Source organism: Streptomyces sp. NPDC002845 (assembly GCF_053591955.1).
In genome coordinates this window covers 13,017-28,615 of sequence record NZ_JBSFUU010000048.1, presented here as the reverse complement: position 1 = coordinate 28,615, position 15,599 = coordinate 13,017, and the positions used below count along the sequence as shown (strand labels likewise).

At 71.4% G+C, this 15,599-nt stretch carries 16 protein-coding genes; 8 read left to right on the top strand and 8 right to left on the bottom strand.

Going from position 1 to position 15,599, the window contains the following annotated elements; genetic code table 11:
* Positions 1–136 precede the first annotated feature (136 nt).
* The 3 genes from ACWD3C_RS30045 (at position 137) to ACWD3C_RS30035 (ending at position 3,858) form a co-directional block, all read left to right on the top strand.
* Positions 137–1,645: a complex I subunit 4 family protein gene (locus tag ACWD3C_RS30045; RefSeq protein ID WP_451149304.1), complete on the top strand. Its 1,509-nt coding sequence runs from the start codon at positions 137–139 to the stop codon at positions 1,643–1,645.
* Positions 1,642–3,051 (top strand): NADH-quinone oxidoreductase subunit N, encoded by a 1,410-nt coding sequence (locus ACWD3C_RS30040; RefSeq protein ID WP_451149303.1) that lies wholly within the window; start codon positions 1,642–1,644, stop codon positions 3,049–3,051. Before ACWD3C_RS30045 ends, ACWD3C_RS30040 begins: the two co-directional genes overlap by 4 nt.
* A gap of 159 nt (positions 3,052–3,210) precedes the next feature.
* Positions 3,211–3,858 carry a hypothetical protein gene (locus ACWD3C_RS30035; protein ID WP_451149302.1) on the top strand — a complete coding sequence of 216 codons (648 nt, stop codon included), beginning with the start codon at positions 3,211–3,213 and terminating at the stop codon, positions 3,856–3,858.
* 14 nt (positions 3,859–3,872) lie between these two features.
* On the opposite strand, the gene ACWD3C_RS30030 is transcribed toward ACWD3C_RS30035, so the two are convergent.
* The gene (locus ACWD3C_RS30030) at positions 3,873–5,306 is read right to left on the bottom strand and encodes an MFS transporter (RefSeq protein WP_451149301.1); all 1,434 of its coding nucleotides are present in this window, start codon (positions 5,304–5,306) and stop codon (positions 3,873–3,875) included.
* A 120-nt stretch (positions 5,307–5,426) separates the two neighbouring features.
* On the opposite strand from ACWD3C_RS30030, the gene ACWD3C_RS30025 reads away from it, so the two are divergent.
* Positions 5,427–6,074 (top strand): TetR/AcrR family transcriptional regulator, encoded by a 648-nt coding sequence (locus ACWD3C_RS30025; RefSeq protein WP_451149300.1) that lies wholly within the window; start codon positions 5,427–5,429, stop codon positions 6,072–6,074.
* 46 nt (positions 6,075–6,120) lie between these two features.
* Here ACWD3C_RS30025 and ACWD3C_RS30020 read toward each other — a convergent pair whose 3' ends face one another.
* The 4 genes from ACWD3C_RS30020 to ACWD3C_RS30005 form a co-directional block, all read right to left on the bottom strand.
* A complete protein-coding gene (locus ACWD3C_RS30020; protein WP_451149299.1) occupies positions 6,121–7,422 on the bottom strand; it encodes an MFS transporter in 1,302 nt (433 codons plus the stop codon).
* A complete protein-coding gene (locus ACWD3C_RS30015) occupies positions 7,419–8,504 on the bottom strand; it encodes a PLP-dependent cysteine synthase family protein (RefSeq protein WP_451149298.1) in 1,086 nt (361 codons plus the stop codon). The genes ACWD3C_RS30020 and ACWD3C_RS30015 overlap by 4 nt, the downstream gene beginning before the upstream one ends.
* Before the next feature lie 145 nt (positions 8,505–8,649).
* The gene (locus ACWD3C_RS30010) at positions 8,650–9,045 is read right to left on the bottom strand and encodes a hypothetical protein (RefSeq protein ID WP_451149297.1); all 396 of its coding nucleotides are present in this window, start codon (positions 9,043–9,045) and stop codon (positions 8,650–8,652) included.
* 109 nt (positions 9,046–9,154) lie between these two features.
* Entirely contained in the window at positions 9,155–9,595 is a 441-nt protein-coding gene (locus ACWD3C_RS30005; RefSeq protein ID WP_451149296.1) for a hypothetical protein, read from the bottom strand.
* 171 nt (positions 9,596–9,766) lie between these two features.
* On the opposite strand from ACWD3C_RS30005, the gene ACWD3C_RS30000 reads away from it, so the two are divergent.
* Both ACWD3C_RS30000 and ACWD3C_RS29995 read left to right on the top strand, forming a co-directional pair.
* Positions 9,767–10,444 carry an AIM24 family protein gene (locus tag ACWD3C_RS30000; RefSeq protein WP_451149295.1) on the top strand — a complete coding sequence of 226 codons (678 nt, stop codon included), beginning with the start codon at positions 9,767–9,769 and terminating at the stop codon, positions 10,442–10,444.
* Positions 10,445–10,505: 61 nt separating this feature from the next.
* Positions 10,506–11,132 carry an alpha-ketoglutarate-dependent dioxygenase AlkB gene (locus ACWD3C_RS29995; RefSeq protein WP_451149294.1) on the top strand — a complete coding sequence of 209 codons (627 nt, stop codon included), beginning with the start codon at positions 10,506–10,508 and terminating at the stop codon, positions 11,130–11,132.
* Between the two features lie 10 nt (positions 11,133–11,142).
* Here ACWD3C_RS29995 and ACWD3C_RS29990 read toward each other — a convergent pair whose 3' ends face one another.
* Positions 11,143–12,357, bottom strand: coding sequence for an FAD-dependent monooxygenase (locus ACWD3C_RS29990; protein WP_451149293.1), 1,215 nt, complete (start codon positions 12,355–12,357; stop codon positions 11,143–11,145).
* A 358-nt stretch (positions 12,358–12,715) separates the two neighbouring features.
* Here ACWD3C_RS29990 and melC1 point away from each other — a divergent pair, with 358 nt between their 5' ends.
* Positions 12,716–13,075: an apotyrosinase chaperone MelC1 gene (gene melC1 / locus ACWD3C_RS29985; protein ID WP_451149292.1), complete on the top strand. Its 360-nt coding sequence runs from the start codon at positions 12,716–12,718 to the stop codon at positions 13,073–13,075.
* 50 nt (positions 13,076–13,125) lie between these two features.
* Positions 13,126–13,950, top strand: a complete 825-nt coding sequence (gene melC2 / locus ACWD3C_RS29980) for a tyrosinase MelC2 (RefSeq protein ID WP_451149291.1) — start codon at positions 13,126–13,128, stop codon at positions 13,948–13,950.
* 31 nt (positions 13,951–13,981) lie between these two features.
* Here melC2 and ACWD3C_RS29975 read toward each other — a convergent pair whose 3' ends face one another.
* Together ACWD3C_RS29975 and ACWD3C_RS29970 are read right to left on the bottom strand one after the other, a co-directional pair.
* Positions 13,982–14,677, bottom strand: coding sequence for a ribonuclease H family protein (locus ACWD3C_RS29975; RefSeq protein ID WP_451149290.1), 696 nt, complete (start codon positions 14,675–14,677; stop codon positions 13,982–13,984).
* Positions 14,678–14,740: 63 nt separating this feature from the next.
* The gene (locus ACWD3C_RS29970; protein WP_451149289.1) at positions 14,741–15,544 is read right to left on the bottom strand and encodes a VOC family protein; all 804 of its coding nucleotides are present in this window, start codon (positions 15,542–15,544) and stop codon (positions 14,741–14,743) included.
* Between the last annotated feature and the right edge of the window lie 55 nt (positions 15,545–15,599).

Below are 15,599 nucleotides of genomic sequence, written 5' to 3'. Positions count from 1 at the left end.
CTCACCCTCCCCTGCCGCTTTCGCCCCCATGAGGTGACCACCGTGCTCACCCTCCCCGCCGCCGCTTTCGCCCCCATGAGGTGACCACCGTGCTCACCCTCCCCGCCGCCGCTTTCGCCCCCATGAGGTGACCACCGTGCTCACCGTTCTCGTCCTGCTGCCGACCGCCGTGGCGGTGCTGCTGATGTGCGTGCCCCGCACGGCGCCGCGCGGGCTGTTCCTCCAGGCATGGGCGGTGACCACAGCCGTCGAACTGGCCCTGGCCGTGGTGATGTGGACGGGCTACGAGGCCGGCGGCGGTATGCAGTACGAGGCCCGCGTCCGCTGGATCCCCAGCGCGGGCGTGAGCTACCACGTGGGCGTCGACGGCCTGTCGCTGCCGCTGGTCGCGGTGACGTGTGTGCTGTTCCTGGCCTGCGCGCTGTACGCGCTGCGCGAGACGCGCCGGGTCAGGGAGTTCGCCGCGCTCTTCCTCTTCCTGCAGACCACGTGCCTCGGGCTGTTCGTGGCGCTCGACCTGATCCTGTTCTTCGTCTTCTTCGACCTGTCCCTCGTGGCGATGTACTTCGTCATCGCCGGATGGGGGCACAAGGGCGCGGCGCGCGCGGCCCTGAAGTTCTTCCTCTACACGTTCATCGGGTCGCTCGCCCTGCTCCTCGGCTTCATCGGGCTGTATCTCGCGGCCGACCCGCACACCTTCGACATCGTCGAACTCACGCGACAGAACCCCCTCTCCGGCCGCTCCCTGTATGGCGCCCTGGTGCTGCTCACGCTGGGTGTCGGGCTGGCGGTGAAGACGCCCACCGTCCCCTTCCACACCTGGCTGCCGCCCGCCCACACCGAGGCGCCCGCCGCCGGTTCGGCGATCCTGGCCGGGGTGCTGCTGAAGATGGGCACGTACGGGTTCCTGCGCATCGCGATGCCGATGCTTCCGGAGGCCTGGCGCGACCACGCCCTCGTCTTCGTCGTGGTCGGCGTGGTCTCCGTGCTCTACGGGGCGCTGGTCGCGCTCGCCCAGACCGACTTCAAGCGGATGATCGCCTATACGTCGGTCAACCACATGGGCTACATCATCCTGGCCGTCGGTGCCGCGGGGGCCGTCGGCGGCGGGCGGGACGAGGCCCGGCAGCTCGCCGTGACCGGGGCCGTGGTGCAGATGGTCAGCCACGGCCTGCTCACCGGGGCGCTGTTCCTGCTCGCGGGCGTGCTGTACGAGCGCGGCCGGACGTACGACATGTCGGCGTACTCGGGGGTGGCCGAACGGGCGCCGGTCTTCGCCGGACTGACCGGCGTCGCGGCCTTCGCCTCGCTCGGGCTGCCCGGGTTCTCCGGCTTCATCGCCGAGTTCCAGATCCTCACCGGCAGCCTGGGCCCGCGGCCGGTCGCCACCGCGCTGGCCCTGCTGGGCATCCTCCTCACCGCCGGGCTCTTCCTCCGCGCCCTCCAGCAGATCTTCCTCCGACCACTGCGGCTCCCGGCCGCCGCGCCCGGCGCGGACCGCCCGTTCCCCGACGTCCGGGCCCACGAGAGCGCCGCCGTCGTGCCGTTGCTCGCGCTGGCCGTGGTGATCGGCCTCGCCCCGCGGTTCCTGCTCGACGTCGTCGAACCCGCGTCCCGGCGCGTACTGGAGCTGCTCGCGCGATGACCGGGATGAACGAGAACCCCCTCGACCTCCTGCCCGAGGTCCTCCTCGCGGCCTCCGCCGTACTCGGACTGCTGCTGGGCTCCTGGCTGCCGCGCGCCCGGCAGTGGCTGGTCGGGGCGCTGGCCGGCGGGGCGTGCGTGGCGGGGATCGTGGCCGCGGCGGTGGCGACGACCACCACCGCCTTCGGCGGGGCGTTCGCCGTCGACCCGGTCACCGCCACCGCCCGCATCGTCATTCTCGGCGGCACGCTGCTCGTCCTGGCCCTGAGCGCCGTACCGCTGCGTGCCCACCCGCGCGAGAGCGAGTTCTACGTCCTGCTCCAGCTCGCCGCCCTCGGTGCGCTGATGCTCGCCGGTGCGAACGACCTGCTTCTGCTGGCCGCCGCCTACCTGCTCGCGAGCGTCCCCTCGTACGTCCTCGCCGGCTTCCGCAAGGACGCCCACGGGACCGAGGCCGCGCTGAAGTACTACGTCGTCGGCGCGTTCCTCGGTGTGGTCATGCTGGCCGGGGTCACCGTCCTGTACGCCGCCGGGCGCGGGACCTCGTATCCGATGCTGCGGGCCGAACTCCCCGACGCGCCAGCCGGGTTGACGGCTCTCGGCGTCGTCGCGGTGCTCGCCGGGCTACTGTTCAAGGCCGGGGGTGTGCCGGGCCACTTCTGGGTGCCGGACGCGGTGCAGGGCAGCGCGGCCCCGGTGGCGGCGTTCCTCACCACGCTCCCGAAGATCGGCGCCCTCGCCGCCCTGTACCGTCTGGGCGCCGAGGCGTTGTCGGGCTCGGACGTGCCGTGGGCCGCGCTCGTCGCCGTACTCGCCGCCGCGTCCATGACGTTGGGCAACCTCGCGGCCTTCTTCCAGCGGGACGTCAAGCGCCTCCTCGCCTACTCGACGATCAGCCAGGTCGGCTATCTGCTCATGCCGGTGGCCGTGGCCGGCCGCGCCGACCTCGCCCAGCAGGCGCTGCTGTTCTACCTGGCCGCCTACGCCCTGACGAACCTCGGGGCCTTCGCCGTGGTCTGCGCTCTGCCAGGACGCCAAGTGATCGAGGACTACCGGGGTCTGGCACGCGAACGTCCGGCGCTCGCCGCGTCCCTGGTCGTCTGTCTCCTCGGCCTGGTCGGCACCCCGCCGACGGCCGTCTTCCTCGGCAAGCTGGAGGCCTTCAGCGCCGCGTTCGACGGCGGCTACGCCTGGCTCGTGGTGCTGGCCGCCGTGAACACCGTGGCGTCCCTCTTCTATTACCTGCGCTGGATCGCACCCGCGGTCTCCGCCGCCCGGGACGACAGGCCCTACGAGGTCGAACGGGCAGCGTCCGTCACCGCGTACGGCGCGGCCGCCCTCTCCGTCGTCCTGGGCCTGGCCGGAGGTCCGGTGCTCGCGCTGCTCGACGGCGGTCTCGCCCGCTGACCCGCAGCCGCTGAAGTCCCATCGCGTCGACTACTCCGCCGGGAGTGACTACTCCCGGGGGAGTAAGGAAAAGGTCGTCCTGACGCCCGACTCCCCCTATACCCCTCGTAGGTATGTTGGCCGCATCTCAAGATGCCTGTCGTAAGGGGTGAATGCGGGATGCTGCTGATCGAAGTCTTCGTACCCAAGGGCGCGTTGAGCGAAGAGGAGCGCCAAGCCCTCGGGCGCCGGCTCATCGACACACTGTTGGTCGAGGACGGCAGCCACGCCATCGAGGTCCTCGACGCCCAGCGCACGCTCACACACGTGCTGGTGCACGAGCCCGCCACCTGGGTTCTCGGCCAGCGGCCCTCGGCGGACCCGGCAAAGCCGCCGCGCTATCTGGTGCGGGTCACGGTTCCGGCGGCGTGGCGCAAGGAGATGAGCGGATACGTCATGCCGATCGTCACCGACGCCCTGGCCGAGACCGAACGGGCCGCCGGCCGCGACCCCGGGCGGGTACGGAGCGAACCGCACGCGGTGATTCTGGTGGACGGCATCTCCGAGGGCGGCGTCGGGATTCACGGAAAGGCCATGGGCACCCTGGAGATCGCGGAACTCCTCACGCGGGCCCACCGTGACAACGCCGCCGGACGCCCCGCGCCGAGCCCGGCACAGGGCAAGCTGCTCGACCCGATCTGCGGGATGAGCGTGGATCTCGACGACTCCACTCCCACCCTGGTCCACGAGGGGACCCTGTACGGCTTCTGCCACGGGCTGTGCCGACGCGTCTTCGCGGACGAGCACGGGGGGTCGCTCAGCACGTAGCAGCAGGCGTCGGCTCAGTGCACGTGCGGCCCCCCGGTGGACTGCGGCTTGATCCGAGGCACGAGCCCCAGAGAGACGACCGCGCCGACGGCGGCCGCCACCGCGCTGACGGTGAAGGCGTCGGTGAAGCCTCCGATCGCGCCCCGCTCGATGCCCGCGGCGGCCACCGTGGAGACGACGGCCACGCCGACCGAACCGCCCACCTCGTGGAAGGTGTTGACGACTCCGGAGGCGAGCCCCGCCTCATGGTGGTCCACCATGGCGAGCGCGGTGGTGGTGGCGGTGACGAAGACCGCGCCGAGGCCGAGGGAGGCGACCGCGAAGCCGGGCAGCAGGACGGCGTACACGTTGCCTGTCTCCGACAGCCGGGTCAGCGGGGCGCAGCCGAGGGCCGCGATCACCATGCCCGCCACCGCCGTCGGGCGGCTGCCGAGCCGTCCGACGAGCCGGGAGCCGAGGTGGGCGCCGAGGCCGGTGGCGACGGCCACGGGGAGGAAGACCAGGCCGGTCCTGAGCGGGCCGAAGTCGCGGACATGCTGGAGATAGACCGAGCCGAGGAAGAAGAAGGCGATCAGGAGGGCGGTGGCGATCAGCATCAGGAACGCGCCCGCCACCACCGGCCGCCGGGTGAACATGCGCAGGTCCATCAGCGGGGCCCGGCTCGCGCGTTCGACGGCGGCGAAGACCGCGTACAGCACCACCGCCGCGGCGAGCGGCAGCAGCGTGCCCGTGCCGGCCCAGCCGGAGCCCCCGGCTTCGACCAGCCCGTAGATGAGCGCGGCCGTGCCGCCCGTGACCAGCAGCGCGCCGGGTACGTCGAGCCGGGTCGGCCGCGGCGGGCGGGCCGGGACCAGCGCGGGCAGGGCGGCCAGGACGGCGAGGCCGACCGGCACGTTGATGTAGAAGACCCACCGCCAGCCGGGGCCGTCGGTCAGCGCACCGCCGAGCAGCACACCGGCCGCCGCGCCACTGCCGCCGATCGCGGCCCAGACGCCGAGCGCCTTGTTCCGCTCGGGGCCGTGGAAGCCGGTCGTGACGATGGACAGCGCGGCCGGTGAGAGCAGGGCGGCGCCGACACCCTGGGCGACGCGTCCGCCGAGCAGCGTCGGCGCGCCCTGGGCCAGTCCGGTCACGAGCGAGGCCGCGGTGAAGACGGCGAGCCCGGCCAGCAGGGTGCGGCGAGCGCCGAGGGCGTCGGCGAGTCGGCCCCCGAGCAGCATGAGCCCGCCGAAACAGAGGGTGTACGCGGTGACCGCCCAGGTCAGTGTCGTACGGCCGAGGTCGAGGTCGGCGGCCATGTCGGGCAGCGCGACGTTGATGACCGTGACGTCGAGGATCAGCATGAACTGGGCCAGGCAGATCAGGGCGAGGGCTGCCCAGCGTCGTGGGTCGGCCGGAGGGTGCTGGCGCTCGGGCGCGTGCGGCGCGTCGGCTGCGGGATGAGTCATCAGGGGTCCTTACGACGAGAACGACGAGAAGGGGACGGGAAAGGAGAAGTCCAACTGAACTATACCGGCCAGTTCATCTGAACTCAACTGTTCAGTTCAGGTGGATGCTAGGCTCGGCCCATGAGCGTGGAGAACGTCAAGCAGCCGCCGAGCGGACCCCGTGCCGAGCTCAAGCGGCAGGCCATCGTCAAGGCCGCCCGCGAGCTGTTCCTGCGGGAGGGCTTCGGTGTCGGCATGGACGCCATCGCGGCCGAGGCAGGCGTGTCCAAGGTGACCGTCTACAACCACTTCGGCAGCAAGGAGGCCCTGTTCTCGGCGGTCATCGCGGGCGCGCTGGACGAACCGCTCGCCGGGGAGTCGTCAGCCGCCCTCGACGCACTGACCAAGGCCGATGACCTCCGCTCCGCCTTCATCGACGCCGCCCGGTCGTGGGTGGACTCCGTGCGGACCAACGACGAAGTGGCCGCGCTGCGCACCCTCGTCGCCGCCGAGGGACACCGCTTCCCCGAGATCGGGCGCGCCTGGCGCCATCACGGCCCGGAGGGTCACCATCCCGCCGTGGCGAACGCGCTGCGGACGCTCGCCGACCAGGGCCGGCTGGTGATCCCGGACCTGGAGGCCGCGATCGTCCAGCTGTACGCGCTGCTGGTCTTCCCCCACATGGTCTTCGGCACCTACGGCACCCACATCGACGAGAACCTCACGGACCGCCTCATCACTCACGGCGTCGACATGTTCCTGAGCTACTACGGCCCGGACCCCGCATAGAAGGGGCGGGCGCCGTGCGGCGCCCGCCCCTGGGTCGGCGTGCAGGTCAGGCGGTCGCGGCCTGCGGCTGAGGCGCCGGGGTCGCCAGGCGGCCGGTGCGGTGCAGGCCGTACAGGGCGGCGGCGCAGGCGAGGCCGAGCGCCACCAGGGAGATCCACGGCAGCGCGGGCAGGCCCGCCGAGCGGGCGGCGTCCAGCGCGGCACCGGTCAGCAGGTTCCCGAGGGTGATGCCGATGCCGCAGATGGTGTTGTACAACCCGTAGTGCGTGGCGACGAGCCGGTCACCGGAGAGCCGGACGATGGTGTCCATCTCGAACGGGTACGCGATCATCGTGCCGATTGCCAGCAGCAGCGCGGCAAGCATCGGCGGCACCGCCGCGAGCAGCCACAGCCCCACCCCGGACCCCGGTACCGGCACGGCGGTGGCCACCAGCAGGGGCACGAACGCCAGCCCCATGACCACCAGGCCACGCATCAGCGCCTGACCGGGTTCGAGCCGGGCCCTGCACCACGCGGTCACCCGGGTCTGACCGAGGATCGTACTCAGCCCGGAGACCGCGAACAGCAGCGCCACCGCGACCGTGCCGGACTCCCCGTCCCCACCGAGCCTGCGCACTTCGAGCGGCAGGGCCAGATAGACCTGGAAGGAGAGGACGTACGAGCCGATCATGGCGCCGGAGAAGAGCAGGAACGGCCGGTTGGCGAGGATGCCGCGCCACTGGGCGAGCACGCTCTCCCGGCCCTCGCCGCCCTGCCGCTCGCCGGTGTCCGTCTTCCGCCGCGCGGGCAGGGCGCGGATCTGCACGACGCTGAGCAGCGCGAAGATCCCGGCCGACACCAGGCAGGTGACGCGGAAGTCCACGCCGGTCAGCACCATGCCCACCAGCGGGCCGAGCAGAATCCCGGCCTGGTAGAAGACGTTGAACAGCGCGAACGCCTCGACCCTGCGCTCCCCTGCGTCCGCCGCGAGATACGCCCGGACAGCCGGGTTGAACAGCGCCCCGGCCAGCCCGGTGGCCGCCGAGGCGGCGAGCAGGGCGGGCAGCGAGTCGACGAGCCCGAGTGTCGCGAAACCGAGGGTGCGCAGCACGCATCCGGCCACGATCATGGGCTTGTAGCCGAGGCGGTCGGCGAGCGTCCCGCCGACCAGGAACATGCCCTGCTGGCTGAAGTTCCGTACGCCGAGGACGAGTCCGACGACCCAGCCGGCCAGCCCCAGCGTGCCGGACAGATGGGCGGCCAGGTAGGGCATCAGCATGTAGAAGCCGAGGTTGATGGTGAACTGGTTCACCATCAACAGCTGCACGCTGCGCTCGTACGACCGTACTTGCGCGAGGGTCCCCTTCACCGGGCACCCTCCAGCGTCAGCGGGTCGACGACCTCGGTGCACCGGGTCCAGCGGACGACTTCCTTCTCGTCCGCCCGGCCGATCACCTCGGGTTCCAGGGGCGGCGGCCCGTCCAGCAGCCCGTGCGCGGCGCAGTACTCGTCGTCGTACACCGTGCCCAGGTAGCGCTGCGGCCCGTCGGGGAAGATCGCCGCGATGCGGGTGTCGGCCGGTGTCGTCCGCGCCAGCCAGCCCGCCACCAGCGCGACCGCGCCCACGCTCCAGCCGCCGGTGGCGTAGTGGGAGGAGGCAAGTCGGCGGCAGGTCCACACCGCTTCGTGCGGGGCGACCCAGTGGACCTCGTCGAAGTAGTCGTACGCCACGTTGCGCGGGTGGATGCTGGAACCCAGGCCGCGCATCAGCCGGGTGCGCGCGGGCTGTCCGAAGATGGTCGAGCCGATAGTGTCGACGCCGACGATCCGGATGTCCGGGTAGAGCTGGCGCAGCACGCGGCCCACCCCGGCCGAGTGGCCGCCGGTGCCCACACTGCACACCAGGGCGTCGATGTGGCCCAGTTCCGAGGCCAGTTCGAGGGCCAGTGGGGTGTACGCGGTGGTGTTGTCCGGGTTGTTGTACTGGTCCGGGCACCACGCTCCCGGGTGCTCGGCGAGCAGTTGGGTGACCCGGTCGCGCCGCGCCTGTTGCCAACCGCCGCTGGGGTGGGGGTCGGTGACGATGTCGACGCGCGCTCCGTAGACGCCGAGCAGCCGGGTCATGGACGGCTCCAGGCCGGGGTCGGTGACCAGGGTGACCGGGTGGCCGTGCACCAGGCCGGCCAGCGCCAGTCCGAGGCCGAGGGTGCCGCTGGTCGACTCGATGATCCGTCCCCCGGGGCGCAGTTCGCCGCGGGCACGCGCCCGTTCGACCATGTACAGGCCGGGCCGGTCCTTGATGCCTCCGGGGTTGAAGCCCTCCAGCTTCGCCCAGAAGCCGTGGCCGACCGGCGTCAGCGGCTCCGACACCCGCAGCAGCGGCGTGTTCCCCACCAGCGCCGGCAGCGCTGAACGGCCGGGGGTGACAGAGGTGTTCGTCAGTGACTGCATCTCTTTCGCTCTCGCTCGATGAATCCGCGATGCATCCGCATGGCGCGGTACGTGCTCATCTCGCGCCACGGCCGCGAGCCGGAAGGTCAGTCCGTGCTCGTACGGCCGGTGCGCGGCAGCCGGGGCCCGGCTGCGGGCGGGAGGTCTAGATGCGCCACCGGGAGGTGCGGACGAGCGCCGCCCGGCCGGTGCGTGTTTTCCGACGTCTGCCGGGCGCACGGCGCCCGCGCGGGCCCCGCGGCACGGCGACCGCCGCCGCGACGGTCGCCGTAACCGTGGCCGGGCCCGTCGGCGGGTGCTCCGGTGCCCCGGCCGCCGTACGAACGACGGCGCCGTGTGAGCATTCCGCGGGCCCGCGGTGCTGATGAGGCCCGTGCGGCTCCGCCGTCGGCGCCGTCACCGAGAGGGTCGTCCGGCGTGGCTCCTCGGGCGTCTCGTGCACGACGGTGCACAGGGCGGCGAACGGCAGCAGGCAGCCGAGGAGAAGAAAAACGAGCGGGCGCAGCCGGGCGTGCGCGGTCGTGCGGGGGTGTGCGGGCACAGGTCCTCCGTGCGGCCGCCTCTGCTCCCGGCCATGGCAGAGGTCATGGCCGGGGCGGGAGCGGCAGGCATGGGTGGGGCAGGACAGAAGGGTGGGAGAACCCCCTGTCCTAGACCTGCCGGACCACGGACGCTCTCAGGTCCGCCGACGCTGCCCCGGAGCGTTCCGGTGCGCCGGAGACACGCTTCGCCCCGGCATCCGCGGACACGACCGCTTCACGAACCGACGCTGCAAAGCACGGCACCGTCAGCGGCGATCCCTGGTACGGCTGTCCGGAGGCACAGTGCTCGGCGGAGTGCGCCGGGTGGTTCTCCGTCTGCCCGCCATGTTCCGTCACGGCGAGAAGCGGAATCTGTACGCCCACGCCCTCGGCCGTCGTCGCGGTGGGCGCCACGGCGCTCGTCGCCAGGTGCCCTTTCACGCTCTCCACGTTCACGCCGTGCGTGAACAGGACACCGAAGAGCAGCACGGCCAGGGCCAGCACACGCGGAAGCGGAGCCGCAGCACCGCGAGTCCGCACCAGGTGCCGGAACGACCGAGCCGTAATCATGCCGTGATCCTAACCGCTGCCCGACGTCGATCCGCCAACTCCCCCGAAACACCGCCTTAACGAGCCGGCAAATGACTGGTTTGCTTCGGCGAGCACTCAAGCGTCGCGACACCGCGATCGTGATGAACCGGATGCTTGGCGGAAGCGGCCGATCCGGGACAGCATGCCTGCATGAAGGGTGATCTTTTTTCGAGCGAGCACATGGTGCAACCGGCGTACGCGCCGGGGATGAGCGTGCAGAACTCCAAGTCGATCAAGTACGCCGTCAACGGGGAGATGCTCGCGCGGCAGGGGGCGATGATCGCGCATCGCGGGAACCTGCAGTTCGAGCGCAAGGGCCAGGGCGTGGGCGGCATGCTCAAGCGCGCGGTCACCGGGGAGGGGCTGCCGCTGATGGCGGTGCGCGGGCAAGGTGAGGCGTGGTTCGCGCACGAGGCGCAGAACGTCTTCGTCGTCGATGTCGAGCCCGGGGACGTGTTCACCGTCAACGGCCGGAACGTGCTCTGCTTCGATGCCACCCTGGCGTACGAGATCAAGACCGTGAAGGGTGCGGGCATGACCGGCGGCGGCCTGTTCAACAGCGTGTTCACCGGGCACGGCAGGCTCGGGCTGATGTGCGAGGGCAGTCCGCTGGTCATCCCGGTCTCGCCGCAGATGCCCGTGTTCGTGGACACCGACGCCGTGGTGGGCTGGACCGCGAATCTGCACACCTCGCTGCACCGTTCGCAGTCCTTCGGCTCGATGATCCGCGGCGGCTCCGGGGAGGCCGTACAGCTGAAGCTGGAGGGTGAGGGGCTGGTGGTCGTACGGCCGAGCGAGGCGACACCGCAGAAGCCGCAGCAGCGCTGACGGCCACTCGCGGACCCTACACCGTACGAACAATTTTTCGAATACGGCGTATGCTGGCCGCATGGCCACGCACCTCCAGGGCTCGCTCTTCGACCAGTCGGACGAACTGCGTCTGCGTACGCTCGACGGGGTGCGCCGGCGCGAGCTCGGCGACGGGGCCTGGATCGATCTGCTGCCCGGCTGGCTCGGCGGGGCCGACGCGCTCTTCGCGCACCTCGCCGAGCACGTGCCCTGGCGGGCCGAGCGGCGGCAGATGTACGAGCACGTCGTGGACGTACCCCGGCTGCTGGCCTACTACGGCGCCGGCGAGGAGCTGCCGCACCCCGTCCTCGACGAGGCGCGCGCCGCGCTCTCCTCGTACTACGCCGCCGAGCTGGGCGAACCGTTCGTCACGGCGGGGCTGTGCCACTACCGGGACGGCCGGGACAGCGTGGCCTGGCACGGTGACCGGATCGGGCGGGGTGCGCGGGAGGACACGATGGTGGCCATCCTGTCCATGGGCACGCCCCGCGATCTGGCCCTGCGGCCGCACCGCGGCGGCGACACCCTGCGGTTCCCGCTCGGGCACGGCGATCTGATCGTGATGGGCGGCTCCTGCCAGCGCACCTGGGACCACGCCGTACCCAAGACGGCCCGTGCGGCGGGACCGCGCATCAGCGTCCAGTTCCGGCCGCGGGGCGTGAACTGAGGCCCGGGGCCTACTCCTTGCGGGACGCGAGCGTGCGGGACTGGGCCGTGCGCGCGAGCCGTGGTCCCAGCCGGCGCTTGAACCGGCGCAGCGCCTCCAATTGGCCGGCGGCGCGGTCGATCCGGTAGTAGAGCCGGGGCGGGACGTACGGGAGCAGCGGGGAGTGCCGCTGGCCGAGCAGGGCGAACATCTGGTGCGGGGGCAGGTCGATGTAGCGCGGAAGGTTCTCGTACCACCGGGCGCTGTAGCGGGCCGCGCTCTGGACGGACAGGAGGGCGGCCTTGCGCTCCCGCTCGTAGCGGGCGAGGGCGGGCCGCAGTTCGGTGTGGTCGCGCAGGGCTCCGGCCAGGCTGATGGCGTCCTCCAGGGCGAGGGTGGTGCCCGCGCCGATGGAGTAGTGCGTGGTGTGGGCGGCGTCGCCGAGCAGGACGAGGTTGTCGCGGTGCCATGTGCGGTTGGTCAGGGTGCGGAAGTTCAGCCACTGCGCGCTGCCGTCGGCCTGGGCGCGGCCGATCAGCGGGTGCCCGTCGAGGATGCCGTCGAAGAGCTTCTCCAGCAGGGCCAGCCCGTCGGCCTCGTTCGCCCGGTCGAGCCCGAGGCCGGTCCAGGTCTCGGGGGCGCATTCGACGACACAGGTGCTCTGTTCGTCGCCGAACCCGTACGCGTAGGCCCAGATCCAGCCGTGGTCGGTCTCCTGGAAGGAGAAGGTGAAGGAGTCGAAGACCTTGGTGGTGCCGAGCCAGATGTAGGGGTTCCGGCCGAGCCTGATGTCGGTGCCGAAGTGGTCGGCGTACCGCTCGCGCAGCCGGCTGTTGACGCCGTCGCCCGCGACGACCAGGTCGGCGTCCGGGATCGCGTCGGGCTCGACCTCGTGCTCGAACTCCAGGCGCACACCGAGTGACGCGGCACGCTCGGCGAGCAGTTCGAGCATCCGGTGCCGGCCGATGCCGAAGCCCTCGTCCCCGTGGTGCACGGTACGGAGGTCGCGGACGTGGGCGACCCCGTCGCTCCAGCAGTGGGAGCTCTCACTGATGGCGAGGGCGGACTCGGGGTCGTTCGCGCGGAGTTCACCGAGCAGGGCGGCCCAGTAGGTCACGCCCCAGCCGTACGTCGATCCGGCCGGGTTCCGTTCGTGGACGGTGATGTCGTGGGACGGGTCCTGTCGCTTCATCAGGATCGAGAAGTACAGGTTCGCGGGTCCGCCGCCGACGCATGCGATTCTCACGCACACTCCCGTTCGTTGCGCAGTGCGATCAATTGGGCACGAAGGGTAGCAGCGCCCCGGCCGCCTCCCGCCGAGGCGACGCATGGACTTCGCGTCACATTGCGGGCGTGAGCCGGACCACTCGCCCCGGGGTCGCACCGCAAGATCATCGGCGCCAGCCCGGCACTCGGTGCGGAATTTCCGCCTCCGCCGAGCGGTGAAGATCCGGTACAGCAAGATCATCGCCGTTGAAACTTGCACGACATTTGGCCAATTGTCCTGATCACGGCCAACCGGACATCCGCGACTTCTCCCGTTCTCCGCCGAGCCGATAGGCATGCCGAGTCATCAGCCACTCCGTCCCGCAGGAGGACTCCGCATGCCCGAAATCACCCGTCGCCGCGCCCTCGGGACCGCGGCCGCGCTGACCGCCGCGGCAGGCGCCGAGACCGTCGTCGCACCCCGGTCGTCCGCCACCGGGCGGCACGACGGGCCCGAGGCCTTCGACGAGGTCTACCGGGGCCGCCGCATCGTGGGCCGCCCGGCGAACGGGGGCGGTCACCATCACGGCGCCGGGTACGCCGTGTTCATCGACGGGGTCGAACTGCACGTGATGCGCAACGCCGACGGCAGCTGGATCAGCGTCGTCAGCCACTACGACCCCGTGCCGACATCGCGCGCCGCCGCCCGTGCCGCGGTGGTGGAGCTGCAGGGCGCTCCACTCCTCCCGTTCGACTGACCCGCCTTCACCTCACCGCTTCAGCAAGCAGATTGGCGAGCCGCACACCCATGACCGTACGCAAGAACCAGGCGCATCTGACCGCCGCCGAGAAGCACCGCTTCGTCGACGCGCTGATCGAGCTCAAGCGCGATGGCCGCTACGACGCCTTCGTCACGACCCACAACGCGTTCATCCTCAGTGACACCGACAACGGCGAGCGGACGGGCCACCGTTCGCCCTCCTTCCTGCCCTGGCACCGCAGATTCCTCCTGGAGTTCGAACAGGCCCTGCAGGCCGTCGACCCCGACGTGGCACTGCCGTACTGGGACTGGACCGCCGACCGCTCGATACGTTCCTCCCTGTGGGCGCCCGACTTTCTCGGCGGCACCGGGCGCAGCCGGGACGGGCGGGTGATGGACGGGGCGTTCGCGGCGGCCACCGGGAACTGGCCGGTCAGTGTCCGGGTCGACGGCCGGACGTATCTGCGGCGCGCACTCGGCGGAGCGGTGCGGGAACTGCCCACCCGGGCCGAGGTCGAGTCCGTGCTCGCGATGTCCACGTACGACATGGCGCCCTGGAACAGCGCCTCGGACGGGTTCCGCAACCATCTCGAAGGCTGGCGGGGCGTCAACCTCCACAATCGTGTGCACGTCTGGGTGGGCGGCCAGATGGCCACCGGCGTCTCCCCCAACGACCCGGTGTTCTGGCTGCACCACGCCTACGTCGACAAACTCTGGTCCGACTGGCAGCGCCGCCACCCCGGCTCCCCGTACGCTCCGGCCGCCGGCACCCCGAACGTGGTCGACCTCCACGAGACGATGAAGCCGTGGCACGACACGACGCCAGCGGCGCTGCTCGACCACACGGCGCACTACACCTTCGACACGGACTGAGCGGTCCGGCCGGTCCCGCCCCGACGTTCCGCTAGACCCCGGACGTCTGAGCCGTACGGCATTCCGGGTGCCCCCAGCCCTCGGCGTTCTTGGCGATGGGCTCCCCCGCCGCGTACGGGCGGCCGCACACGCAGCGTCCGGGGAACTTGGCCTTGATCGTGCGCGACGAGCTCCCCGTGCGCGCGGGCTTCTTCGAGGCGGCCTTGCGGGCCGGGACCACGTCGGGTGAGGGCGGGGGTACCGGGGAGCCCAGGTCGCTGCCCGCGGGCTGCTGGACGGTGGCCGCCTGGCTGGCGGCGCGGTCGGCGAAGTCGTTGAGGCGGTCGCCGTCGACCTGGTGGGCGGGGACGTAGCGGAATTCGACGGAGCGCCCGTCGAGGAGTTCGTCGATGCGCGCGACCAGCTCCTGGTTGGCGACGGGCTTGCCGGAGGCCGTCTTCCAGCCCTTGCGCTTCCAGCCGGGCAGCCAGGTGGTGACGGCCTTCATCGCGTACTGGGAGTCCATCCGGACCTCCAGCGGTACGGCGGGGTCGATCGCCGTCAGCAGCCGCTCCAGCGCGGTGAGTTCGGCGACGTTGTTGGTGGCCGTGCCCAGCGGGCCGGCCTCCCAGCGGGTGGGGGTCTCCTCGGTGTCGGCGACCACCCAGGCCCATCCGGCGGGTCCGGGATTTCCCTTCGACGCCCCGTCACAGGCGGCCACAACGCGTTCCAGCATGTGCCCGATCATGCCACGGACGGGGACGCGGGCGGTTCCGGGGGCCCGCGTCCCGGCCGTGACCGGAGCGTGGGCTCAGGCCTCCGTCATCTTCGGCATCTCGCCCTTCGTCGTCGTGACGTCGATGACGGAGAACGGCGCGCCCTGGGGGTCGGTGAGGGCGGCGAAGCGGCCGAAGGGGGTGTCCATCGGGCCGAACCGGAGGATGCCGCCGAGTTCGGCGGCCGTGGTGACCGCTTCGTCGCAGTCGGGGACGGTGAAGTAGACGTTGATGTACGGCGGTACCTCGGGCGGGAAGTCGTCCGTCATCTTCATGCGGCCGAGGGCGATGTTCTCGCCCACCTCGTAGACCCGGAAGTCCATCTCGGGGTTCTCGGGGTCCTCCATCTGCTTGCTCCGGTACGGGAAGACGGCCGGGAAGAACGCGTCGGACTTCTCCGGTTCGCGGGTGAAGACCTCGGCCCAGCAGTACGCGCCGGGTTCGGCCACCGCCTCGAAGCCCGTGTGGGCGCCCGCCTGCCAGACCCCGAAGACGACGCCGCCCGGGTCACGGGCCAGCAGCATGGTGCCGAACTCGCCGACCTGCATCGGCTCCATCAGCACCTCGCCGCCGGCTGCACGGATCTTGGCGGCGGTGGCGGTGGCGTCCGGGGAGGCGAGGTACAGACACCAGGCGGACTGGCCCTCCTGCCCCGGCATCGGCGGTACGACGGCGGCGACCGCCTTGCCATCCGCGTAGGCCTGCGTGTAGTTGCCGTAGTCGGTCGACGCCTCGCCGAACGTCCAGCCCAGGACGTCGCCGTAGAAGCGCTTCGCCCCCTCGACATCGCTGAACATGGCGTCGGCCCAGCAGGGCGATCCCTCGGGAAATGCGGCCATGGCTGCGGCTCTCCTCGATTCGACGGGTGGTGTGCCCCCGTTTCACGCTAGCCAG